This window comes from Vibrio sp. SCSIO 43133, assembly GCF_023716845.1.
Lineage (GTDB): Bacteria > Pseudomonadota > Gammaproteobacteria > Enterobacterales > Vibrionaceae > Vibrio > Vibrio mediterranei.
The window spans coordinates 845,747-866,142 of the sequence record NZ_CP068024.1; the positions used below are offsets into that span (position 1 = coordinate 845,747).

Annotated in this window: 18 protein-coding genes and 19 tRNA genes; 6 read left to right on the plus strand and 31 right to left on the minus strand. The window is 45.1% G+C overall.

Annotated features, from left to right (window positions below):
* Positions 1-134: 134 nt before the first annotated feature.
* From JKJ11_RS04135 to yfcE, 5 genes are all read left to right on the plus strand, one after another.
* Positions 135-869, plus strand: a complete 735-nt coding sequence (locus tag JKJ11_RS04135) for a DUF1538 domain-containing protein (RefSeq protein ID WP_124940727.1) — start codon at positions 135-137, stop codon at positions 867-869.
* Positions 866-1,675 (plus strand): DUF1538 domain-containing protein, encoded by an 810-nt coding sequence (locus JKJ11_RS04140; protein ID WP_124940728.1) that lies wholly within the window; start codon positions 866-868, stop codon positions 1,673-1,675. The genes JKJ11_RS04135 and JKJ11_RS04140 overlap by 4 nt, the downstream gene beginning before the upstream one ends.
* Positions 1,665-2,015: a P-II family nitrogen regulator gene (locus JKJ11_RS04145; RefSeq protein ID WP_006075626.1), complete on the plus strand. Its 351-nt coding sequence runs from the start codon at positions 1,665-1,667 to the stop codon at positions 2,013-2,015. The genes JKJ11_RS04140 and JKJ11_RS04145 overlap by 11 nt, the downstream gene beginning before the upstream one ends.
* Positions 2,012-2,416 carry a CBS domain-containing protein gene (locus JKJ11_RS04150; RefSeq protein ID WP_006075627.1) on the plus strand — a complete coding sequence of 135 codons (405 nt, stop codon included), beginning with the start codon at positions 2,012-2,014 and terminating at the stop codon, positions 2,414-2,416. The genes JKJ11_RS04145 and JKJ11_RS04150 overlap by 4 nt, the downstream gene beginning before the upstream one ends.
* A gap of 63 nt (positions 2,417-2,479) precedes the next feature.
* The gene (yfcE, locus tag JKJ11_RS04155) at positions 2,480-3,031 is read left to right on the plus strand and encodes a phosphodiesterase (protein WP_252038775.1); all 552 of its coding nucleotides are present in this window, start codon (positions 2,480-2,482) and stop codon (positions 3,029-3,031) included.
* A 92-nt stretch (positions 3,032-3,123) separates the two neighbouring features.
* Here yfcE and crr read toward each other — a convergent pair whose 3' ends face one another.
* From crr to miaB, 9 genes are all read right to left on the minus strand, one after another.
* Positions 3,124-3,633 (minus strand): PTS glucose transporter subunit IIA, encoded by a 510-nt coding sequence (crr, locus tag JKJ11_RS04160; protein ID WP_031494205.1) that lies wholly within the window; start codon positions 3,631-3,633, stop codon positions 3,124-3,126.
* Positions 3,634-3,674: 41 nt separating this feature from the next.
* Positions 3,675-5,402: a phosphoenolpyruvate-protein phosphotransferase PtsI gene (gene ptsI / locus JKJ11_RS04165; RefSeq protein ID WP_038225348.1), complete on the minus strand. Its 1,728-nt coding sequence runs from the start codon at positions 5,400-5,402 to the stop codon at positions 3,675-3,677.
* 136 nt (positions 5,403-5,538) lie between these two features.
* A complete protein-coding gene (locus JKJ11_RS04170) occupies positions 5,539-5,796 on the minus strand; it encodes an HPr family phosphocarrier protein (protein ID WP_006075478.1) in 258 nt (85 codons plus the stop codon).
* 298 nt (positions 5,797-6,094) lie between these two features.
* Complete coding sequence (gene cysK, locus JKJ11_RS04175; RefSeq protein WP_006075477.1) at positions 6,095-7,063, minus strand: cysteine synthase A; 969 nt, start codon at positions 7,061-7,063, stop codon at positions 6,095-6,097.
* A gap of 202 nt (positions 7,064-7,265) precedes the next feature.
* Positions 7,266-8,771, minus strand: coding sequence for an apolipoprotein N-acyltransferase (gene lnt / locus JKJ11_RS04180; RefSeq protein WP_252038776.1), 1,506 nt, complete (start codon positions 8,769-8,771; stop codon positions 7,266-7,268).
* 43 nt (positions 8,772-8,814) lie between these two features.
* The gene (gene corC, locus JKJ11_RS04185; RefSeq protein ID WP_006075474.1) at positions 8,815-9,711 is read right to left on the minus strand and encodes a CNNM family magnesium/cobalt transport protein CorC; all 897 of its coding nucleotides are present in this window, start codon (positions 9,709-9,711) and stop codon (positions 8,815-8,817) included.
* Between the two features lie 87 nt (positions 9,712-9,798).
* Positions 9,799-10,263 (minus strand): rRNA maturation RNase YbeY, encoded by a 465-nt coding sequence (gene ybeY / locus JKJ11_RS04190; protein WP_006075473.1) that lies wholly within the window; start codon positions 10,261-10,263, stop codon positions 9,799-9,801.
* Complete coding sequence (locus tag JKJ11_RS04195; RefSeq protein ID WP_006075472.1) at positions 10,263-11,354, minus strand: PhoH family protein; 1,092 nt, start codon at positions 11,352-11,354, stop codon at positions 10,263-10,265. Before JKJ11_RS04195 ends, ybeY begins: the two co-directional genes overlap by 1 nt.
* Positions 11,355-11,471: 117 nt before the next feature.
* Positions 11,472-12,896, minus strand: coding sequence for a tRNA (N6-isopentenyl adenosine(37)-C2)-methylthiotransferase MiaB (miaB, locus tag JKJ11_RS04200; protein ID WP_006075471.1), 1,425 nt, complete (start codon positions 12,894-12,896; stop codon positions 11,472-11,474).
* Between the two features lie 294 nt (positions 12,897-13,190).
* Between miaB and JKJ11_RS04205 the strand changes: the two genes are divergently transcribed.
* On the plus strand, positions 13,191-14,345 hold the full coding sequence (locus tag JKJ11_RS04205; protein ID WP_252038777.1) for a 2-octaprenyl-3-methyl-6-methoxy-1,4-benzoquinol hydroxylase: 1,155 nt from the start codon (positions 13,191-13,193) through the stop codon (positions 14,343-14,345).
* A 1-nt stretch (position 14,346) separates the two neighbouring features.
* Here JKJ11_RS04205 and JKJ11_RS04210 read toward each other — a convergent pair whose 3' ends face one another.
* The 22 genes from JKJ11_RS04210 to pth all read right to left on the minus strand — a co-directional run bounded on the left by JKJ11_RS04210 (position 14,347) and on the right by pth (position 20,347).
* Positions 14,347-15,369 (minus strand): lactonase family protein, encoded by a 1,023-nt coding sequence (locus tag JKJ11_RS04210; RefSeq protein ID WP_252038778.1) that lies wholly within the window; start codon positions 15,367-15,369, stop codon positions 14,347-14,349.
* Positions 15,370-15,563: 194 nt separating this feature from the next.
* Positions 15,564-15,648, minus strand: a tRNA-Leu gene (locus JKJ11_RS04215).
* Positions 15,649-15,706: 58 nt separating this feature from the next.
* Positions 15,707-15,783: transfer RNA gene (locus JKJ11_RS04220), tRNA-Met, on the minus strand.
* A gap of 41 nt (positions 15,784-15,824) precedes the next feature.
* Positions 15,825-15,909 (minus strand) — tRNA-Leu (locus JKJ11_RS04225).
* Positions 15,910-16,042: 133 nt separating this feature from the next.
* Positions 16,043-16,117 (minus strand) — tRNA-Gln (locus JKJ11_RS04230).
* Positions 16,118-16,152: 35 nt separating this feature from the next.
* Positions 16,153-16,237 (minus strand) — tRNA-Leu (locus JKJ11_RS04235).
* Between the two features lie 133 nt (positions 16,238-16,370).
* Positions 16,371-16,445 (minus strand) — tRNA-Gln (locus tag JKJ11_RS04240).
* A gap of 35 nt (positions 16,446-16,480) precedes the next feature.
* Positions 16,481-16,565, minus strand: a tRNA-Leu gene (locus tag JKJ11_RS04245).
* Between the two features lie 133 nt (positions 16,566-16,698).
* Positions 16,699-16,773, minus strand: a tRNA-Gln gene (locus tag JKJ11_RS04250).
* A 35-nt stretch (positions 16,774-16,808) separates the two neighbouring features.
* A tRNA-Leu gene (locus JKJ11_RS04255) sits at positions 16,809-16,893 on the minus strand.
* Positions 16,894-16,951: 58 nt separating this feature from the next.
* Positions 16,952-17,028, minus strand: a tRNA-Met gene (locus JKJ11_RS04260).
* A 41-nt stretch (positions 17,029-17,069) separates the two neighbouring features.
* Positions 17,070-17,154: transfer RNA gene (locus JKJ11_RS04265), tRNA-Leu, on the minus strand.
* Between the two features lie 133 nt (positions 17,155-17,287).
* A tRNA-Gln gene (locus JKJ11_RS04270) sits at positions 17,288-17,362 on the minus strand.
* A 35-nt stretch (positions 17,363-17,397) separates the two neighbouring features.
* A tRNA-Leu gene (locus tag JKJ11_RS04275) sits at positions 17,398-17,482 on the minus strand.
* Between the two features lie 133 nt (positions 17,483-17,615).
* A tRNA-Gln gene (locus JKJ11_RS04280) sits at positions 17,616-17,690 on the minus strand.
* A gap of 35 nt (positions 17,691-17,725) precedes the next feature.
* Positions 17,726-17,810, minus strand: a tRNA-Leu gene (locus tag JKJ11_RS04285).
* 83 nt (positions 17,811-17,893) lie between these two features.
* Positions 17,894-17,970, minus strand: a tRNA-Met gene (locus JKJ11_RS04290).
* Positions 17,971-18,052: 82 nt separating this feature from the next.
* A tRNA-Gln gene (locus JKJ11_RS04295) sits at positions 18,053-18,127 on the minus strand.
* Positions 18,128-18,161: 34 nt separating this feature from the next.
* Positions 18,162-18,246: transfer RNA gene (locus JKJ11_RS04300), tRNA-Leu, on the minus strand.
* 38 nt (positions 18,247-18,284) lie between these two features.
* Positions 18,285-18,361: transfer RNA gene (locus tag JKJ11_RS04305), tRNA-Met, on the minus strand.
* Between the two features lie 293 nt (positions 18,362-18,654).
* Complete coding sequence (gene ychF, locus JKJ11_RS04310; protein WP_031495560.1) at positions 18,655-19,746, minus strand: redox-regulated ATPase YchF; 1,092 nt, start codon at positions 19,744-19,746, stop codon at positions 18,655-18,657.
* Between the two features lie 10 nt (positions 19,747-19,756).
* A complete protein-coding gene (gene pth, locus JKJ11_RS04315) occupies positions 19,757-20,347 on the minus strand; it encodes an aminoacyl-tRNA hydrolase (RefSeq protein ID WP_038229709.1) in 591 nt (196 codons plus the stop codon).
* Between the last annotated feature and the right edge of the window lie 49 nt (positions 20,348-20,396).

The window sequence follows — 20,396 nt, forward strand, 5'->3', positions numbered from 1 at the left end:
GCTGTAGCACATGTTGTACTAGTCACACTCTTGGGGATTGACGCGAGCATTGCGCAATATTGCCATTATTGTCACATCTTCTTACATTTAATGTGTGCCATCATGAAACTATCGTATGGAAGCGGGGGAAAGCGATGCAGGGATTGAAAGCGCTTCTTCATTCAATGGCCAGTAGTTTCAAAGATCTACTACCCATCGTTTTGGTCGTGCTGTTTTTCCAATTGGTCGTACTGCAAGAGCCGCTTCCTAATGTTCTCTCTATCTTATTTGGCCTATTGCTTGTAGTCCTAGGGCTGACCTTTTTTGTATTTGGGTTAGAAATGGGGTTATTTCCCATCGGTGAGTCCATGGCTCAGTCGTTTGCACGAAAGGGCAGCGTCTTCTGGCTGATGGTGTTTTCGTTCTGTCTAGGCTTTGGGACTACCATTGCCGAGCCTGCGCTAACAGCGGTATCTGCTGAAGCAGCTGAAGTGGCGGCGGAAGGAGGGAAAATTCCGATGACGGAAGAGGCCATGCAAGACTATGCGGATGGCTTGCGCTTGGCCGTTGCCATTTCAGTTGGGCTTGCCATTGTATTAGGTGTGCTGCGCATACTTAAAGGTTGGCCTATCCAGTGGATGATTATTGGCGGTTATGTCGGTGTAGTGATACTGACAGGGTTCGCACCGGAGTACATTATCGGTGTGGCTTACGATTCAGGTGGCGTAACGACATCAACAATAACAGTACCATTAGTCACCGCTCTGGGGGTAGGGCTAGCCAGTACCATTAGGGGGCGTAACCCTATGCTAGATGGTTTTGGTCTCATCGCCTTTGCGTCGCTGTTACCAATGATGTTCGTTATGGTTTACGGGATGATTGCAGTATGACTATCATCTTGGATTTTCTCACCACACTGTTGCTCACGGTTCGTGACGTTACACCGATCATGGTGATCATTTTCGGATTCCAGTTTGCCATTTTAAAGAAACCTATTACTAACCCGTTAAAAGTTCTACTTGGTTTTGGCTATGTGATTCTCGGGCTTAGTTTGTTTTTAGTGGGATTAGAACTTGCTCTGTTCCCGTTAGGCGAAACCATGGCGATGCAGTTAACGGCACCTGAATTCTTGCAAGAATTTAGGGTGACGGTAGGCCAGTCATTGGAGTGGATCGACTATTATTGGGTTTACCTGTTTGCTTTCTGTATAGGGTTTAGTACCACGATTGCTGAACCATCGTTATTGGCGGTTGCTATCAAAGCGAATCAAGTTTCTGCAGGTTCGATTTCAGTAAATGGGTTAAGAATCGCAGTGGCGCTGGGGGTGGCTGTTGGTATCTCCCTTGGCAGCTATCGTATTGTTGTCGGAGACCCCATTCACTACTACATCATCGCAGGCTACATCTTGGTGGTGATTCAAACCTATTTTGCTCCCAAATTTATTATTCCGTTAGCGTATGACTCTGGCGGGGTGACGACCTCAACAGTCACGGTCCCTTTGGTGACGGCGTTGGGGTTGGGGCTAGCTTCCACCGTACCGGGACGAAACCCTATGATTGATGGGTTTGGTTTGATCGCGTTTGCTAGCTTATTTCCTATTATTTCCGTGATGGCGTATGCACAGTTGATTCAATTTTTGAGTCAACGTTCAAAGCATCGCGATCTAGCTTCAAAGGAGAAGAACAATGCGCTTTAAGCTCATTCTGGCATTTGTTGAAGACAGTAAAACAGACTCCGTTCTTGATGCGGCTCGTACAGCGGGAGCCACAGGAGCAACGGTAATTAATAACGCGAGAGGGGAAGGGCTTAACAAAAAGCAAACCTTCTTTGGACTTACCTTAGAGGTTCAAAAAGATGTGCTGTTGTTTGTAGTAGAAGAGCACTTATCGCGGCAGATATTAGAGACCATTAATAAGGTCGGAGAGTTTGACCAAACTTCGGGACAGGGGATTGCGGTGCAGATCGATATAGAGGATGCGGTAGGTGTCGCTCACCAAGTTGAGACATTAACTAAAGTAGTAGAGGATGAGCTATGAGCCGACATGAGAAAGTCTGTGTGCGTGATGTCATGGCAAACAGTTATGTGATGGTGGATGGGTTAAAGACAGTGCATGAGGGTATCGTTTTAGCTCGTGAGCATCGGGTAAAAGCACTGGTTGTCGAAAAGCGGCATGATGATGATGAATACGGGATCGTATTGATGAATGACATTGCCAAAAAGGTGCTGGCGAAAAACCGCTCAGCCGAGCGAACAAACATCTATGAGATTATGACTAAGCCTGCACTGTCTGTTGACCCTAATATGAATGTGAAATATTGCGCTCGCTTATTCGAGCGGTTTGGGATTAGTCGTGCGCCTGTCATTGAACACGGTAAGGTGATTGGCATGGTTAGTTACAATAACATTGTTGTGAATGGTATGGCTAAAGAGGAATGAGACAGGCGAACTGGGTTTAGCTGAGTTACAATACTCCCCATTAGTAATGGTGGAGATAAACCAGTGAAACTATTTTTCGCTTCTGATTTGCATGGCAGTCTTGATGCCACTGAACAGGTTCTAGCAGAGTATCATCGCTCAGGTGCGGAGCATTTAGTGATTTTAGGTGATGTGCTTAACCATGGGCCGAGAAATCCAGTACCAGAGAGCTATAACCCACCTAAAGTAGCTGAACGGCTTAATGAGCTCAGCACCAGTATTATTGCGGTACGAGGCAATTGCGATAGTGAAGTCGACCAGATGCTCTTAGACTTTCCTATGATGAGTGACTATGCATGGGTAATGTTGGCAAATGGACAGCGATTGTTCTTAACTCATGGGCATCTTTACAACACAGATAAACGACCTGCGTTAAAGCAAGGAGACGTGATTGCTCATGGACATACACATATACCAGTAGCCGAGTGGCAAGGAGAGCAAATTATCTTCAACCCAGGCTCTATCACATTCCCACGAGATGGCTATGCTGCGAGCTATGGATTGTTTGAAGATAATACTCTCAGTGTAAAAACATTTGCTGGAGACGTTTTAGCATCAATCTCGCTATCAAAGTGAGTAGATAACAAGGCAATTAACTTGTTCAGACAAGTCGCAGACATAAAAAAACGCAGCCAAGGCTGCGTTTTTTCTACGTCGAGATTAACTAATTACTTAGTTACGCGTAGTACTGGCGTTTCACCAACAGTTACAGAACCAGCAAGCTTGTTCAGCTCTTTGATTTCGTCCATGTTAGAGATAACAACAGGAGTTAGCGTTGACTTAGCTTTCTCTTCTAGAAGTGCTAGGTCGAATTCGATGATAGTGTCACCTGCTTTTACTGATTGGCCTTCTTCAGCGATACGCTTGAAGCCTTCACCTTTCAGTTCAACAGTGTCGATACCGAAGTGAACAAATAGCTCGATGCCGTCGTCAGACTCGATAGAGAACGCGTGGTTCGTCTCAAAGATCTTACCGATAGTACCGTTAACAGGAGCTACCATCTTGTCACCAGCTGGCTTGATTGCAATACCGTCACCAACGATTTTCTCAGCAAATACGACGTCTGGCACATCTTCGATGTTTACAATTTCACCAGAAAGAGGTGCGATAATTTCGATTGCACCAGTGTCAGCGCTGTCGTCAGATACTAGCTTCTTCAGTTTGTCAAACAGACCCATGTTGTGCTCCTAAAGGTTTGATTTTGTTCTGCTCAATTATATTAGCAGTTTGTCTTTTCTGCGATAAATTTTTCGACGTGTGCCTCAATTTCTGCAGCAGTCGCCATTTCTAGCGCTTCATCAGCCATTGCTTTTACTTCTGCGAAGTTAGCGTTGCGGATTACTTTCTTAACCTTAGGAATTGAAATACCGCTCATACTAAACTCATCTAGGCCCATGCCCAGTAGAAGTAGAGTCGCACGCTCGTCGCCAGCAAGCTCACCACACATACCAGTCCACTTACCTTCTTTATGCGAAGCGTCGATCACTTGCTTAATTACTGTAAGTACAGCAGGTGAAAGTGGGTTGTATAGGTGAGAAATAAGCTCATTACCACGGTCTACTGCTAGAGTATACTGAGTTAAGTCGTTAGTACCAATACTAAAGAACGAAACTTCTTTCGCTAGGTGGTGAGCAATCGCTGCCGCAGCAGGAGTTTCAACCATTACACCGATTTCGATGTTTTCGTCAAATGCTAGACCTTCAGCACGAAGTTCTGCTTTGTACTCTTCGATAGCAGCTTTCAGTTCACGAATCTCTTCTACAGAGATGATCATTGGGAACATGATGCGCAGCTTACCGTGTGCTGATGCACGTAGGATACCACGTAGCTGGTCACGAAGGATTTCACGACGATCCAAGCTGATACGAACTGCACGCCAACCAAGGAATGGGTTCATCTCTTCTGGAAGGTCTAGGTAAGGTAGATCTTTATCACCACCGATATCCATAGTACGGATAATTACCGCGTGACCGTGCATTGCTTCCGCAACTTCTTTGTAAGCTTGATACTGTTCTTCTTCAGTAGGAAGAGCAGTACGGTCCATGAATAGGAATTCTGTACGATACAGACCAACACCTTCACCGCCGTTACGGTTGATGCCATCGCAGTCTTTCACTGTACCGATGTTACCGCAAACTTCTACACGGTGGCCGTCTAGAGTTTCTGCTGGTAGGTCTTTAAGTTTTGCTAGTTCCTCTTTTTCTGCAAGGAACGCTTCACGTACCGCTTTAGCTTCGTCAATCTCAGCTTGAGTTGGGTTTACGATGATCTTGTTGTTCATCGCGTCAAGAACCAACATGTCGCCGTTGTTCACTTTCTTAGTGATGTCGTTAGTACCAACAATCGCAGGAAGTTCTAGTGAACGTGCCATGATAGAAGTGTGCGAAGTACGACCGCCGATGTCACATGCGAAACCTAGTACGTAATCAAGGTTGATTTGCGCAGTTTCAGATGGAGTTAGGTCGTAAGCTACTAGGATAACTTCTTCATCGATATCACCTAGTGAAACGATGTTGATGCCTAGTGCGTTCTTAACGAAACGAGTACCGATATCACGGATATCAGTTGCACGTTCTTTAAGGTATTCGTCATCTAGAGATTCTAGTGCAGTCGCTTGCTCTTCGATTACTGTGTGAATCGCGTTGTCTGCAGATAGTTTGTCTTTCTTGATGAGTGCTAGGATTTCCTCTTCTAGCTCTTCATCTTCAAGAAGCATGATATGGCCTTCGAAGATAGCCTCTTTCTCTTCACCAAAAGTCTCAAGCGCTTTTTGCTTAACGACTTCTAGTTGTTGAGCTGACTTGTTGCGAGCGTCAAAGAAACGCGCAACTTCTGCTTCAACTTGGTCATCTGAAATAGTCGACGTGTTTAGAACAATCTCGTCTTCTTGAAGTAGTAGTGCTTTACCAATAGCAATACCAGGAGATGCTAGGATGCCTGAAATCATAGCTTTACCTTTATTTGGTCTAATGTATTAAAGATTGGATAGTTATTAGCTACTTATTATGTGTAGCTGATAGCTAGAGCTATTTCCAATAAAGCCATTCTGTTTTCACAAAATGGCTTTAAGGAGAACTGGGTTCTTAGTGAAGCTCAGGGATTAGAGCTACTAGGTGGTCAACTGCTTGTTGAGCTTGTGGGCCTTCAGCAGAGATTGTGATAGTAGTGCCTTTAACTAGACCTAGAGTTTGTAGTTTGAATAGGCTTTTTGCGCTAGCGCTTTTGCCGTTAGTAGCCACAGTGATGTCAGCGTCAAATGCTTTTGCTTCTTTAACGAACTGAGCAGCCGGACGAGTGTGAAGGCCGTTTTCTGCTGTGATTTCTACTTGCTTCTCGTACATTTTTTATACCCCAATTGATTTATTTTATGTTTAGTTTCTAAACCAAACAAAGCTTATCGTTAAATGTTACGCCTCGCTATAGTACGAAAGTCATAACTGTTAAGAATTGTGTCGGTCTAGAATTGTAGGACATGATTGCAGTCTTCGCTGTATACCTGTCTTACGAAATTCTGTAATTAGCCTATTTATTTTTTGGCTTAAAATAAAACTGACCTGATATTACCAAAGGCTGACAGAGTTTCAACAAAAAAGCCCCTTAAAGGGGCTTTTTTCGTGCAAAAATTGATTTGGCAACATATTACTGCTGAATCTCTTTGTCAGTAAATATACCGGCAAACAATGCAGAGCTTAGGTAGCGTTCACCTGAACTTGGGAGTACGGTGACAATGGTTTTACCTTTGAATTCAGGGAGTTCAGCAAGCTTGTTAGCCGCTACAACAGCTGCGCCTGATGAGATACCAGCTAGGATACCTTCTTCTTCCATTAGGCGACGCGCCATTTCGATGGCTTCTTCAGAAGTAACCAGTTCGACACGGTCAACAAGCTCAAGATCCAAGTTCTCTGGGATAAATCCTGCACCGATGCCTTGGATTTTGTGAGGAGCTGGTTGGATCTCTTGACCTGCTAGCACTTGAGAAATGACAGGTGATTCTGCTGGCTCAACGGCAACTGAAACAATTGCTTTACCTTTTTCGCCCTTAATATAGCGGCTAGTACCTGTGATAGTACCACCTGTACCTACACCAGCGACAAATACATCGATCTCACCATCCGTTGCTTCCCAGATCTCTGGACCCGTTGTCTTTTCATGAATGGCTGGGTTTGCTGGGTTGTTGAACTGTTGAAGTAGCAGATACTTTTCTGGATTTGAAGCGACAATCTCTTCTGCTTTAGCGATAGCCCCTTTCATGCCTTTCGCTGCTTCTGTGAGTTCAAGGTTAGCACCTAGTGCCTTGAGAAGCTTACGACGCTCGAGACTCATAGATTCAGGCATAGTAAGTGTGAGTTTGTAGCCACGTGCAGCTGCAACGAAAGCAAGAGCAATACCTGTGTTACCACTGGTTGGCTCAACTAGCTCTACGCCTGCTTTTAGACGACCGTCTTTTTCCGCTTCCCAGATCATGTTTGCACCGATACGGCACTTAACGCTGAAGCTTGGGTTGCGTGCTTCAACTTTAGCAAGCACGTTACCATTACTTACTTTGTTTAGGCGAACTAGAGGGGTGTTACCAATTGTCAGTGAATTATCTTCGTAAATCTTGCTCATTATAATGTTCCTTCATTCAACCGTGGTGGTTATTGATTACCAGATAAGAATATGATTTTGTTTGGCAAGGGAAAAGAACCAAATAGTTATATATTATGGAAGAAAGTTTATGAAGCGCGCTTTTCGATGGGATTTTCTCGGTAAGAAGACCAGCTCGGCCATTGATACTAAAGGAGTTCAATGGCCGGTGTATAAGAAGTGATTACTTGTTGCGTCTAATGATGCCAAAGCCTAGGCAAAGTAATACCCACGCATATAAAGGCCAAGTTCCTACTTCACGATACCAAGTTGTTCCGTCGGTTGGAGTGACGTCAGTTCTAAGCACAGCGGTTTCAAACTGAGGGATTTGAGCAGTAATCTTACCTTTGTGATCGGTAACGGCAGTCACACCATTATTGGTCGAACGAATAAGTGGTAAGCCAAGCTCTAATGCGCGCATTCGTGCAATTTCCATATGCTGCAACGGGCCAATAGAGCGCCCAAACCAAGCATCATTGGACAGCGTTAACAGGTAATCGGTGTCATCAGTAACGTTCTGCCTAACTTGTTCCCCAAAAATAATCTCATAACATAATGCTGGCGCTAGATGCATACCGTTAGCCACAATATTAGGCTGTACGTAGGCACCACGGCTGAATGAAGACATAGGCAAGTTAAAAAACGGGGCGATAGGTCTTAATAGATCTCCAAATGGCACGAATTCACCGAATGGTAGCAAATGGTGCTTGTGATAACGTTCATCGAGATCCATTTCGTAATCACCGTAAGGTGTCTGCCCTACAACCAATATGCTGTTGTAATACTCACCGGACTCGGTTTTGTTGATGACCCCAGTGATGATCGCAGAATCATTCATTTTAGCCGCAGAGTCCAAGTTACGCAGAAATGAAGGTAATTCGAATTCCATTGCGGGAATTGCGGCTTCTGGCCAAATGATAATGTCCGCATCCCAGTTTTCACGACTTAGATCGGTATATTTCATTATCGTTGGCCATCGGTGATTGGGCATCCACTTCATGGCTTGATCGATATTACCTTGAATCAATGCGACCGATTTGGTGCGATTTGGAGCGGGCGTGACCCAGTCGTAGTTACGTAGGCCGAATCCAGTGGCGAATATGACTAGAGGGATGATAGCGAGTTGCCACTGCTTAGTTACGGTTAAGTAAGTTAAGCTGGCAGCCATTACGATCAATAGCAAGGTAATGAGTTCAACGCCACCAATAGGTGCAAAGCTCGCTAACGGTGAATCAATTTGGCTGTACCCTAACCACAGCCAAGGGAAACCCGTCATCACCCAGCCGCGAGCCCAATCAAAGATTAACCAGAGTGCTGGCGCTGCGACAAAATAACGAGTTTTATTGTCTGACGGGAAGAATCGGTTTAGAGACCAAGCAAACAGAGCTGAGTAAATGGATAGGTAGCCGACTAAGAGTGCCATTAAGAACATGCTGGCAATTTTCGGCATACCACCAAAGGTATCGATACTGACGTGAACCCAACTGATGCCAGTGGCAAATTGACCTATTCCCCATGCATAACCTGTCCAAAGTGCACTTTTTGTGCTGCGACCTCTGATAAGGAGGAGAAGGAGAAATGGGCTCAGAATAGCCAAGGGCCATAGCTGATAGGGAGCAAATGCGAGAGTGGTGCTAGCACCAACAAAAGCGGCCCCGATGGGCCGCAATATGCGAAGATTTTTCTTCATTTAAATATCATCTCACTTTTTTGGTGAGCAGCAAGTGGAGAGGTTACTCCTCGACACTTGAAGCCGTTTCTTGGTCAGGTATTGTGACTTGGACCTGAACCACACGACGATTATCCGCCGCTGTCACCTTAAAGTTGTAATTTTCTATTTCAACCACTTCACCACGTGAAGGTAAGTGACCGAATGCAGTCATGACTAGGCCACCTACAGTGTCGACTTCCTCATCACTAAAGTTAGAGCCGAATGTTTCATTGAACTCTTCAATAGTAGTGAGCGCTTTCACCGCAAATGTGTGCTTACTCAGTTTTCTGATATCAAGCTCATCATCGTCATCGAATTCATCTTCGATTTCGCCAACGATTTCTTCGAGAATATCTTCGATGGTCACTAGACCTGATACTCCACCAAATTCATCGACGACGATGGCCATGTGATAACGCTCTTCACGGAACTCCTTCAGTAGGCGATCAACGCGCTTACTTTCAGGAACAACAACCGCAGGGCGAATCACTTCTTCAATATCAAACGGGGCGCTTTCTGAGCCCAAATAACGGAGGAGGTCCTTAGCTAAGAGGATGCCTTCTACATGGTCTTTATCTTCACTGATAACAGGGTAGCGAGAGTGCTGTGCATCTGTCATTAGTTCAATTAGCTTATCGAGGTTATCGGAACGCTCGATAGTGACCATTTGCGAGCGTGGCAGCATAATGTCGCGCACTCGCATTTCAGAAATTTCCATGACACCTTCGAGCATATCGCGGGTATCGTGGTCAATTAGGTCGTTTTCTTCAGAGTCGCGGATAACATCTACAAGCTCTTGGCGGTCTTTTGGTTCGCCTTGAAAAATTTGACCTAGGCGCTCAAAGAAGGACTTTCTACTCGGACCTTCCGACTTTTTACTGTTTCCCTCTGGCTGAGAGGGAGAAGACTCTTCGTTCATGACTTCTCAATTCAGAATGCTATCAGATGTGTGATAGCGCACATGCGTAAACAAATTCTTTTTAGCGCGAACGCCAGCGAAATGTGCTTACTCCTTTTCTACTAAATATGGGTCATCAAAGCCCATATCAAGCATGATTTCGGTTTCCAAAGCTTCCATTTCTTCTGCTTCGTCATCCTCAATATGATCATAACCTAGCAGATGAAGACTCCCATGTACAACCATATGTGCCCAGTGTGCAATCAAAGGCTTGGATTGTTCAATAGCCTCTTTTTCGACAACTTGACGACAGATAATCATGTCACCAAGCAGATCCATTTCTACACCTGGAGGTGCTTCAAAAGGAAAGGAGAGTACATTTGTTGGTTTATCTTTACCACGGTAGTCGCGGTTGAGCTGCTGGCTCTCTTCTTCATCGACTATACGAATCGTCAACTCAGCATCTTGTTGAAACGGAGTAATGGTTTTGTCCAACCAGCCTTGAAATTCGTCAGCACTTGGTAACCCTTGTTCTGATTCGACTGCAATTTGAAGATCGAGTTCAATCGCCATTACTTTCCATCCACCGTTGCGCTAGCAGATGCTGCATCAAGCAGCTTTTGCGCCGCTTCACGTTCTTCACGTCGCTTACGCTCAATTTCTTTACGTTCTTTGGCATCTTTCGCTTCCCATTTCTCGTAAGCATTTACGATGCGCGCAACGACAGGGTGACGAACGACATCATCTGACTGGAAGAAGTTAAAGCTGATTTCGTCAACTTCACTCAGCACTTCAATCGCATGACGAAGGCCAGATTTTGCGCCACGCGGTAAGTCGATTTGTGTGACGTCACCAGTGATAACTGCGCGCGAGTTAAAGCCGATACGCGTCAGGAACATCTTCATTTGTTCAACGGTGGTGTTCTGGCTCTCATCGAGAATAATGAAGGCATCGTTAAGTGTGCGGCCGCGCATGTAGGCGAGGGGAGCAACCTCAATAACATTGCGTTCAATGAGTTTCTCTACGCGCTCAAAACCAAGCATTTCAAATAACGCATCGTATAGAGGTCGAAGGTACGGATCGACCTTCTGACTTAAATCACCTGGCAGGAAGCCTAGTTTTTCACCCGCTTCTACTGCTGGACGAGTCAGTAGGATACGGCGAATCTCTTGGCGCTCCAGTGCGTCTACTGCAGCAGCTACTGCTAGGTAAGTTTTACCTGTACCAGCTGGCCCAATACCGAAGCTAATATCATGAGTGACCATATTCACTAGGTACTGAGCTTGATTAGGTGTACGCGGTTTGATGATGCCTTTCTTGGTCTTTACGAAGACTTCTTTTCCGTGAGCGATTTCTGATTCGGTATTTTGCTCAAGTACACCAGATTCTTTAACGGCTAAGTGAATTTGCTCTGGCTCAATATCAGGGATCTGGCCACGCACAGGTGCTGTGTCGACATAAAGCGTTTTGATGATATCTAGAGCTGCGGCGCTAGTGTGCGGCTTGCCCACGATCGTAAAGAAGTTGCTTCTGTGGTTGATCTCGACACCTAAGCGGCGTTCTAAATGTTTGATATTGTCATCGAAAGGACCGCACAAGCTTGATAGACGGCGGTTGTCTGAAGGTTCTAGATGAATTTCTAGAGTTACGATTTGATTACTCAATGTTGCCTCACATTTTGCCCTTAAGGGCGATGTATGAAGCCCGACTGTGACCGGGCTTCGCATATTTTTACCCAATTAACTCCAAAATAGCACATTGAAGCTGTTTGGGTATAGGCGCTAAGGCGTAAAGGTCGCTACACCTAGCTCATCTTCGCGTTTGGTTTTTGCCATCATTTGTGTTGGAGAAATAACACTGCGAAGATCCATATCTTTTTCTGTTCTTACTAGCTCACCACGTAGGGAGTTTGCGAACACGTCTGTGATTTTCACGTCAACAAACTGGCCGATTAGCTCTGCACCACCTTCGAAGTTAACCACACGGTTGTTTTCGGTGCGCGCACGAAGCTCCATCAGGTTCTTCTTAGATGGACCTTCAACTAAAACACGTTGCTCAGTGTCTAGCATCTGACGTGAATAACGCATTGCCTGCGAGTTTACAGTTTGTTGTAGCTCGTATAAGCGGTCTTTCTTAGTTTGCTCAGGAAGATCACATGGGTAATCTGCTGCTGGCGTACCTGGACGAGGAGAGAAGATAAAGCTAAAGCTCATATCAAAATCTACGTCCTTGATCAGTTTCATCGTGTCTTGGAAATCTTTGTCAGTTTCACCTGGGAAACCAACAATGAAGTCTGAACTGATTTGAATATCAGGACGCGCTTTGCGAAGTTTACGAATGATAGACTTGTATTCAATCGCTGTGTGTGGGCGCTTCATCATAGTCAATACACGGTCTGAACCACTTTGTACTGGCAAGTGTAGGAAGCTAACAAGCTCAGGTGTGTCTTCGTAAACAGCAATGATGTCATCAGTGAACTCTAGTGGGTGACTTGTCGTAAAGCGGATACGATCAATACCATCAATAGAAGCAACCAGACGTAGTAGCTCGGCAAAAGAACAGATATCACCATCGTGCATTGGACCACGATAAGCATTCACGTTTTGGCCAAGTAGGTTTACTTCACGAACGCCTTGATCGGCAAGCTGAGCAATTTCAAACAATACGTCATCCATTGGACGGCTTACTTCTTCACCACGAGTATACGGAACAACACAGTAAGTACAGTACTTACTGCAGCCTTCCATGATTGAAACAAACGCTGTTGCGCCTTCCGCACGTGGTTCCGGCAGACGGTCAAACTTCTCGATCTCTGGGAAAGAGATATCCATTACTGGCGCTTCATCGCTTTGTGATTGCTTGATCATCTCAGGCAAACGGTGAAGAGTTTGTGGGCCAAAGATAACGTCAACAAATGGCGCACGTTCACGAATATGGTCACCTTCTTGAGTCGCTACACAGCCACCCACACCGATAACAACGCCATCTTTTTTGTCTTTTAGGGTTTTCCAACGACCAAGTTGGTGGAACACTTTCTCTTGCGCTTTTTCACGGATAGAGCAAGTGTTCAAAAGTAGTACGTCTGCTTCCTCTGGATCTTCTGTTAGCTCATAGCCATTTGCCGCATTAAGCAGATCGGCCATTTTTGATGAATCGTATTCGTTCATCTGGCAGCCCCAGGTTTTAATTAGCAGTTTCTTACTCATCACTATCGCTCGTCAGTTATTTAAATCTTTTTCTTGCACAGGCGCTGTATTGCGAAAACAACACAGCGGCTGCTTAAATTATGACCACCATCTTGGCGGTAAGCGGCGTATTGTACTGCTTTAAAAACCGCCTGACTAGGGGTAGTGTAAAATCTCTTTGAGAGCTTATATTTCAATTGCTGTAAGCGGTTATTAGGCCTCACAAAAGCAGGGTTTTTCGAAGGAATTCGCTCGCGCTTTTAGAGCGGGCTACGTACAATGAACACACATTGAATTTAGGGTAGTAAGAAGACGATGGAACAGTTTGAAATTGCAGTTGTTGGTGGTGGCATGGTGGGAGCAGCGATGGCGCTGGGTCTTGCTAAACAAGGGCGCTCAGTCGCTGTTATCGAAAAATTCCCCCCTCAAGCTTTCGAAAGCTCGCAGCCAATGGACTTGCGTGTTTCTGCTATTTCTCATCGCTCTGTTGATTTACTGACTCACCTCGATGCTTGGAGCGCCATAGAGGCGATGCGAGTGTGCCCTTATGCACGTCTTGAAACATGGGAAGCGGAAAACTGTCGAATTCGTTTCAATGCCGAATCTCTGCAGCTAGAGCAATTGGGCTACATTGTTGAAAACCGCGTGATCCAACTAGGGTTGTGGCAGCAGTTTCATAGTTTCGACAACTTGAAAGTGATTGAAGGTGACGGTGTTGAAAGCTTAACGCTTGACGATGAAGGCTCAACTATCATCTTAGAATCCGGGCGTGAAATTGCTGCGACTCTGGTCGTTGGTGCGGATGGTGCGAATTCAAGAGTACGACAAGCCAGTGGCATTGGGGTGACAGCATGGGATTATCGTCAAGAGTGCATGCTGATTAATGTTGAGACGGAACTCCCTCAACAAGACATCACGTGGCAGTGGTTTACCACGTCAGGGCCTCGTTCATTTTTACCACTATGTGGAAACCAAGGATCGTTAGTTTGGTACGATTCCCCTAAACGGATTAAGCAGTTAAAGAATATGAGTCATGCCCAGTTAGAGCAGGAGATTGTTGAGTACTTTCCAGCTGAACTAGGTAATGTTAGCGTGTTACAGCACGGCTCATTCCCACTTACACGTAGACATGCACAGCGATATTACAAACATGGTTGTGTACTAGTAGGGGATTCAGCTCACACGATAAATCCGTTGGCGGGTCAGGGCGTTAATCTTGGTTTTAAAGATGTAGAAGCCTTGTTGAAAGCGTTTGAAGATAAAGGGGTCTCTAATGAAGCATTACGTCGTTATGAGCTAGAGCGTCGTCCAGATAACCTGTTAATGCAAACGGGCATGGATGTATTCTATAAAGGATTTAGTAGTACCTTACCACCGGTGGCATTTGCTCGAAATGCTCTACTGAAAGTGGCAGAGCATTCTGGGCCGATTAAAGAGCAAGTCTTAAAATACGCGATTGGCATTAAATAACTTAATAAATGACTAGACATACTGGGGCAGTGATAGGATCTGATACTGATTCTAGCGTTGGTGCCCCAGTTGCTTCATCGACGGTAAACAAAGCTAAATTGTCAGAATGCTGGTTTGCTGTCATAAGATACTTTCCATCCGGAGAAAGACACAAATCTCGTGGGAACTGTCCCCCTGAACTGACAAAGCCTTGATAAGCAGGTACTGCAGGGTCACTTAATTCAAACCAAGAGACGATAGACTCTCCGCGACCTGTTAAATAAACAAAGCGATTGTTCGGTGAAAGCTTAACAGCCGCCGCTGCTTCATGACTAATATGTTCAGGAAACCCTGAAGTAGAGTAAATTAGCTGCCAAATCCCATGATCGCTACGCTTGATAACATGCAGTGATTCATCGAGTTCACACAACACATACCCAAATTTACCATCTTGAGAGAAGTCTACATGTCGAGGACCACTTCCCAGCGGCATTACCAAAGACTGAGATAGAACCGCATCAGTTTTGTTATATTCGTAAAAGCTCAATGTGTCGATGCCTAAGTCTACCGTGACGAACTGTTGGCTATTGGGGATAAACTGTAACTGATGCCCATGGGGGGCTTGCTGGCGAGTAGGATGAACGCTAGAGCCTTCATTAGCCAGTAAAGCTATACGTTCTCCAATAATGCCATGTGCCCGTAGGGCAAATATCTCGAAGTTACCTGTCCCATAATGCGCGACGCCTAATAATTCTTTATTCGGAGATATTGCAAGGTGGCATGGGTAATCACCATCAAGCAATCTTACTTGATGATCTTCACTGTTTGTAGGCACGAATATAAGGGCCGATCCTTCCTGTTGAGAACATTCGGAAACGAGATAATGTCCTTGCTCTGTATACAGAAGATAAGAAGGGTTGAAAGCATTTGTTATCGCTGAAGATATTGTAAGGTCATGAGGAGTGTTGAAATGCGCCGTCTTGAAACCTAAATCATCGCCTTTTGAATACTGTCCAATAGCAACGGAGTAATCTTGGAAAGTCATAAATATCCTTGAAGATCAGTGTATTGAACTAAGGTTGCCTGTCTATCCTAGAATGAACAGTAGCAAAATACTTTTCTGTGAGCTAATAGAAGAAATTAACAATATTGAAGAAACTTTCAAAGATTCAACTAACGTAATTGTCAGAGAGGAATAGATAGAAAAAAAGCCCGTCATATGACGAGCTTTCTTAATAATGGTGCGGAAGGAGAGACTTGAACTCTCACACCTTGCGGCGCCAGAACCTAAATCTGGTGCGTCTACCAATTCCGCCACTTCCGCAACAAAACTTGTAGTTAAGAGAGTAATTGGTAAAACTCAATCTTAACGTTGTAATAAATGGTGGCTACGACGGGATTCGAACCTGTGACCCCATCATTATGAGTGATGTGCTCTAACCAGCTGAGCTACGTAGCCATTTGAAGTTTTCACTTCGCTCTATATTTCAAGAGAAATAATGGTGCGGAAGGAGAGACTTGAACTCTCACACCTTGCGGCGCCAGAACCTAAATCTGGTGCGTCTACCAATTCCGCCACTTCCGCATCAATTTTGTAGTCTTAGCTGATGATTGGTGAATCAACTAGACGTTGTAATGGCTGGGCTACTTTGAACCGAACCTGGGACAATAGATGGGGCATCAAAATCATTGTGCTCCATTACTGAACCTTTAAATAGTGGCTGGGCTACCTGGATTCGAACCAGGGAATGGCGGCATCAAAAGCCGCTGCCTTACCGCTTGGCGATAGCCCAACAGGATTGTTTAAAGTGTCAATCACACTAAAAGATGGTGCGGAAGGAGAGACTTGAACTCTCACACCTTGCGGCGCCAGAACCTAAATCTGGTGCGTCTACCAATTCCGCCACTTCCGCATCAATTTTATAGTCTTAGCTGACGATTGGTGAATCAACTAGACGTTGTAATGGCTGGGCTGCTTTGAACCGAACCTGGGACAATAGACGGGGCATCAAAATCATTGTGCTCCATTACTGAACCTTTAAATAGTGGCTGGGCTACCTGGATTCGAACCAGGGAATGGCGGCATCAAAAGCCGCTGCCTTACCGCTTGGCGATAGCCCAACAGGATTGTTTAAAGTGTCAATCACACTAAAAGATGGTGCGGAAGGAGAGACTTGAACTCTCACACCTTGCGGCGCCAGAACCTAAATCTGGTGCGTCTACCAATTCCGCCACTTCCGCATCAATTTTGTAGTCTTAGCTGACGATTGGTGAATCAACTAGACGTTGTAATGGCTAGGCTACTTTGAACCGAACCAGGGACAATAGACGGGGCATCAAAATCATTGCGCTCCATTACTGAACCTTTAAATAGTGGCTGGGCTACCTGGATTCGAACCAGGGAATGGCGGCATCAAAAGCCGCTGCCTTACCGCTTGGCGATAGCCCAACAGGATTGTTTAAAGTGTCAATCACACTAAAAGATGGTGCGGAAGGAGAGACTTGAACTCTCACACCTTGCGGCGCCAGAACCTAAATCTGGTGCGTCTACCAATTCCGCCACTTCCGCAACAAAACTTGTAGTTAAGAGAGTAATTGGTAAAACTCAATCTTAACGTTGTAATAAATGGTGGCTACGACGGGATTCGAACCTGTGACCCCATCATTATGAGTGATGTGCTCTAACCAGCTGAGCTACGTAGCCATTTGAAGTTTTCACTTCGCTCTATATTTCATGAGAAATAATGGTGCGGAAGGAGAGACTTGAACTCTCACACCTTGCGGCGCCAGAACCTAAATCTGGTGCGTCTACCAATTCCGCCACTTCCGCATCAATTTTGTAGTCTTAGCTGATGATTGGTGAATCAACTAGACGTTGTAATGGCTGGGTTGCTTTGAACCGAACCAGGGACAATAGACGGGGCATCAAAATCATTGTGCTCCATTACTGAACCTTTAAATAGTGGCTGGGCTACCTGGATTCGAACCAGGGAATGGCGGCATCAAAAGCCGCTGCCTTACCGCTTGGCGATAGCCCAACAGGATTGTTTAAAGTGTCAATCACACTAAAAGATGGTGCGGAAGGAGAGACTTGAACTCTCACACCTTGCGGCGCCAGAACCTAAATCTGGTGCGTCTACCAATTCCGCCACTTCCGCATCAATTTTGTAGTCTTAGCTGATGATTGGTGAATCAACTAGACGTTGTAATGGCTGGGCTACTTTGAACCGAACCTGGGACAATAGATGGGGCATCAGAATCATTGTGCTCCATTACTGAACCTTTAAATAGTGGCTGGGCTACCTGGATTCGAACCAGGGAATGGCGGCATCAAAAGCCGCTGCCTTACCGCTTGGCGATAGCCCAACAGGATTGTTTAAAGTGTCAATCACACTAAAAGATGGTGCGGAAGGAGAGACTTGAACTCTCACACCTTGCGGCGCCAGAACCTAAATCTGGTGCGTCTACCAATTCCGCCACTTCCGCAACAAAACTTATAGTTAAGAGAGTAATTGGTAAAACTCAATCTTAACGTTGTACTTGAAGGCGAACCTACAAGTTCAAATAAATGGTGGCTACGACGGGATTCGAACCTGTGACCCCATCATTATGAGTGATGTGCTCTAACCAGCTGAGCTACGTAGCCACTCTTGAGAGCGAGAGAATATAATACAAACTACGCTCTAGTGCCAACAGTTTTTCTAAAAAAAACGTTATCACTTAAATTGTGGCTGGGCTACCTGGATTCGAACCAGGGAATGGCGGCATCAAAAGCCGCTGCCTTACCGCTTGGCGATAGCCCAACAAGATTGATTAAAGTGTCAATCACACTAAATATGGTGCGGAAGGAGAGACTTGAACTCTCACACCTTGCGGCGCCAGAACCTAAATCTGGTGCGTCTACCAATTCCGCCACTTCCGCATATTTCCTAAATACTCTAAATAAGAGTGCTTAGGAAATGGTGGCTACGACGGGATTCGAACCTGTGACCCCATCATTATGAGTGATGTGCTCTAACCAGCTGAGCTACGTAGCCATTTCCATATTGTTGATTCTCTTCGAAAGTTGCCTTATCGCTGAGAACGGGGCGCATTATGCGTAGTTGAATTTGATGCGTCAACTTTTTTTGCGAAGAAATTTGCGAAAAAGTGCCGTTCGAGCTTTTTTTAATCAAACCGCTCTGTTTCTGATCTAAATCTGTTGTTCAATTATCATCGCTCTACCAGAAAGTTAATGCGTTTTTGCAAAGTGACTGAACAATGGCAGACCTTATAAAACAACAAAAGCCAGCAGTTGCTGGCTTTTTAATCACTTTAGGTGTTCGGTAACTTATACGTTAAAGCGGAAGTGAATAACATCGCCATCTTTAACAATGTATTCTTTCCCTTCTAGACGCCATTTACCCGCATCTTTTGCACCAGATTCACCGTTGTATTGAATGAAGTCGTCATAACCAACAACTTCTGCACGGATGAAGCCTTTTTCGAAGTCTGTGTGGATTTTACCTGCAGCTTGAGGCGCAGTTGCACCAACAGGAATAGTCCATGCGCGTACTTCTTTCACACCAGCGGTGAAGTAAGTTTGAAGAGTAAGTAGCTCATAACCAGAACGAATTACGCGGTTTAGGCCCGGCTCTTCAATGCCCATATCAGCAAGGAACTCTTCACGATCTTCGTCATCAAGCTCAGAAAGCTCTGATTCGATAGCTGCACATACGGCTACAACAACGTTGTTTTCTTTCTCTGCGTACTCACGAACAGCGTCTAAATATGGGTTATCTTCAAAACCATCTTCATTAACGTTTGCGATGTACATGGTTGGTTTTAGCGTTAGGAAGTTTAAGTAGCCAATAGCTGCGAGTTCTTCTTTCGCTAGATCAACAGTACGTGCCATACCACCTTCCGTTAGAACTGGAAGTAGTTTTTCAAGTACGGTTAGCTCAAACTTCGCGTCTTTATCGCCACCTTTTGCTTTCTTAGCGTTACGCTGAATTGCGCGCTCACAAGAATCAAGGTCGGCTAGAGCTAGTTCAAGGTTGATCACTTCGATGTCTTCGATTGGTGATACTTTACCTGCTACGTGAACAATGTTTTCGTTCTCAAAACAACGAACAACGTGACCGATCGCGTCAGTTTCACGGATGTTAGCTAGGAATTTGTTACCAAGACCTTCACCTTTTGACGCACCAGCAACTAGGCCTGCGATATCAACGAATTCCATCGTTGTTGGTAAAATTTTCTGTGGATTAACAATTTTCGCTAGTGCATCTAGACGTAGATCTGGCACAGGTACTACGCCTGTGTTTGGCTCGATAGTACAAAACGGGAAGTTAGCCGCTTCGATGCCTGCTTTAGTCAGTGCGTTAAACAGAGTTGATTTACCAACGTTTGGTAGACCAACGATGCCACATTTAAAACCCATGATTGTAACCTTATTCAGCTTTGAAGGTGTGTAAGCGATTTTGTGCTTTTGTTAGTCCATCTTTTAGTAAGATGTCTAAACTACGGACAGATTCGTCAACGACAGCATCAAGGCATTCTTGCTCTTTTGCTGGCGCTTTTCCAAGGACATAACCCGCCACTTTGTCTTTGTGCCCCGGATGACCAATGCCAATCCGAAGACGATAGAATTCTTTGTTGTTGCCCAGCTTGCTAATGGTATCTTTCAAACCATTATGACCACCGTGACCGCCGCCTTTCTTGAACTTTGCAACGCCTGGAGGTAAGTCTAGCTCATCGTGAGCGACCATGATCTCTTCAGGTTTTATCTGGTAGAACTTTGCTAAGGCTGCGATGGCCTTGCCAGATAAGTTCATGAATGTGGTTGGAATTAACAGTCTTAAATCACTGCCGTTCACTAAAATTCTTCCAGTGAGACCGAAGAACTTAGCTTCGTTTTTTAGCGTAACATTGTGGATACGAGCAAGTTCCTCTACCACCCATGCACCTGCATTGTGACGAGTTCTCACATATTCAGGACCTGGGTTAGCAAGGCCTACAAGCAATTTTATCTGCTGAGTCAACGTTAAGATCTCTCTTGAATCTCAAAAGCGCGGTATGATAGCACACTAA